This is a genomic window from Streptomyces prasinopilosus (assembly GCF_001419695.1).
GTDB lineage: Bacteria > Actinomycetota > Actinomycetes > Streptomycetales > Streptomycetaceae > Streptomyces > Streptomyces prasinopilosus.
This window is the reverse complement of the sequence record NZ_LIRG01001005.1, coordinates 1-2,078: the sequence shown is the minus strand read 5'-3', so window position 1 is coordinate 2,078 and position 2,078 is coordinate 1. Positions and strand designations below refer to the sequence as shown.

General features: G+C 75.1%; 2 pseudogenes. One reads left to right on the top strand and one right to left on the bottom strand.

Annotation, left to right across the window (positions count from 1 at the left end):
• Nucleotides 1-451: 451 nt before the first annotated feature.
• Nucleotides 452-1,843: pseudogene (gene bluB, locus AOK18_RS29600) on the top strand (5,6-dimethylbenzimidazole synthase); the annotation flags it as partial.
• Here bluB and AOK18_RS31580 read toward each other — a convergent pair.
• A pseudogene (locus AOK18_RS31580) lies at nt 1,802-2,029 on the bottom strand (nicotinate-nucleotide--dimethylbenzimidazole phosphoribosyltransferase); the annotation flags it as partial. The pseudogenes bluB and AOK18_RS31580 overlap by 42 nt on opposite strands.
• Nucleotides 2,030-2,078 lie beyond the last annotated feature (49 nt).

The window sequence follows — 2,078 nt, the reverse complement described above, 5'->3', positions numbered from 1 at the left end:
CGGCTGCGGCGGGACCGTCGAGGGAGTCGTGCCGACCGGCCCGCATCCCGCGACGGTCCCGCCGCAGCCGCTGATCCTCCCCGCCGAGGAGAGGCCCGCGCCGGAGGCCGCGGGCCCCTTCCCCGTGCCCGGCCAGGCCGGCACCGCTGCCGACACCGGCGCCGTCCCCGTCCCGGAACCGGCCGTCGAACCGCCGGCCGGGCAGGACCCCGCGGGGAACGCGCCGGACGAGCACCCGTCCGCGGAGACCGGACCGGTCCAGGACGGACTGGTCCAGGACGGACCGGTCCAGGACGGGCCGGTCCAGGACGGGCCGGTCCAGGACGGCCCGACCCCGTCCGAGCCCGCCCAGACCCTCGGGGGCCCCGACGCCCGGAGCGACGGAGCGGCGGACGCCGCGCCGTCCGCCGGCCCCGCCGCCCCCGGCTACGACGACGCCGAGCGCGCGGCCGTGCAGAAGGTCATGCGGGAGCGCCGGGACATCCGCAACGGCTTCCGCGACGACCCCATTCCGCACGAGGTCCTCCTCCGCGTCCTGGAGGCCGCCCACACCGCGCCCTCCGTGGGCCACTCGCAGCCCTGGGACTTCGTCGTCATCCGCTCCGCCGAGACCCGGCGCACCATGCACGAACTGGCCGAGCGCCAGCGCGAGGCCTACGCCAAGTCCCTGCCCAAGGGACGGGCGAAGCAGTTCAAGGAACTGAAGATCGAGGCCATACTCGACACCCCGGTGAACATCGTCGTCACCGCCGACCCGACCCGCGGCGGCCGGCACACCCTGGGCCGGCACACCCAGCCGCAGATGGCGCCGTACTCCTCCGCCCTGGCGGTCCAGAACCTGTGGCTCGCCGCGCGCGCCGAGGGCCTCGGGGTCGGCTGGGTCAGCTTCTTCGACGAGCGCGAGATGGTCCGCGCCCTGGGCCTGCCCGAGCACCTCGAAGTGGTCGCCTACCTGTGCGTGGGCTACGTCGACGAGTTCCCGGACGAGCCCGAGCTGGCGCAGGCCGGCTGGTCCAAGCGCCGCCCGCTGTCGTGGGTCGTGCACGAGGAGACGTACGGCAGGCGCGTGCTGCCCGGCGAGGAGCCGCACGACCTGCTCGCCGAGACCGTCGCGCAGATCCGCCCGCTGGACGCCAAGGCACTCGGCGAGGCCTGGGAGCGGCAGAAGCGGATGACCAAGCCGGCCGGCGCGCTCGGCATGCTGGAGATCATCTCCGCACAGCTGTCCGGGCTGTCCCGCCAGTGCCCGCCGCCCGTTCCGGAGCCCGCGGCCGTCGCGGTCTTCGCGGGCGACCACGGTGTGCACGCCCAGGGCGTCACCCCGTGGCCGCAGGAGGTCACCGCCCAGATGGTGGCCAACTTCCTCGGCGGCGGAGCGGTCTGCAACGCCTTCGCCACGCAGGTGGGCGCCGAGGTCTGCGTGGTCGACGTCGGTGTGGTCTCCGACCTCCCGGCCACCCCGGGACTGCTGCCGCGCAAGGTCCGCGCCGGCACCTCCGACATGACCGCCGGTCCCGCGATGACCCGCGAGGAGGCCAAGCAGGCCATCGAGGTCGGCATCGAGACCGCCCGCGACCTGGTCGCCGCCGGCAACAAGGCCCTGCTCACCGGTGAGATGGGCATCGCGAACACCACCGCGTCCGCCGCCCTGATCTCCGTCTTCACCGGCGCCGACCCGGCCGAGGTCACCGGCCGGGGCACCGGCATCAACGACGAGACCCTGGCCCGCAAGACCGACGTCGTGCGCCGCGCCCTCGAACTGCACCGGCCGGACCCCGCCGACCCCATCGGCGTCCTCGCCGCCGTCGGCGGGGTCCGGCCGGTGCAGTTCGAGGGCGCGGCGCACGACGTCGGTCTTGCGGGCCAGGGTCTCGTCGTTGATGCCGGTGCCCCGGCCGGTGACCTCGGCCGGGTCGGCGCCGGTGAAGACGGAGATCAGGGCGGCGGACGCGGTGGTGTTCGCGATGCCCATCTCACCGGTGAGCAGGGCCTTGTTGCCGGCGGCGACCAGGTCGCGGGCGGTCTCGATGCCGACCTCGATGGCCTGCTTGGCCTCCTCGCGGGTCCTCGCGGGACCG